Source organism: Bacillus sp. GbtcB14 (genome assembly GCF_019091205.1).
GTDB classification, from domain to species: domain Bacteria; phylum Bacillota; class Bacilli; order Bacillales; family Bacillaceae_G; genus Bacillus_A; species Bacillus_A cereus_AG.
The window spans coordinates 1-236 of sequence record NZ_JAGXJT010000311.1 but is presented as its reverse complement, the minus strand read 5'-3'; the positions used below and the strand labels follow the sequence as shown (position 1 = coordinate 236).

The following is a 236-nucleotide window of genomic DNA, read 5'->3' as shown; positions in this document are numbered from 1 at the left end:
CTTTCCAGTTATCCATACTGTAGCGCTCACCTAAATTACGTAGTTCAATAATATACTCACGTAAATGTTATGCTTTCTGATTAATTGCCTGATCACCGCTTCTTTCTGCAATTTGATCTAGCCAATCATAGCATTTTGCAACAGGGATATCTTTTTCAAAATGAATTTTCGATAAGAAGAATACAACATCTCTAAAATTAATTCTTGAAATTACTTTAGATAGTGAAGTAATTAAC

Annotated in this window: 1 protein-coding gene; it reads right to left on the bottom strand. The window is 31.4% G+C overall.

Translation table 11 applies throughout. The annotated features are described in order from the left end of the window. Positions 1-67: 67 nt before the first annotated feature. Positions 68-232, bottom strand: coding sequence for a hypothetical protein (locus tag KVT31_RS30000; RefSeq protein WP_308162527.1), 165 nt, complete (start codon positions 230-232; stop codon positions 68-70). Positions 233-236: the final 4 nt, after the last annotated feature.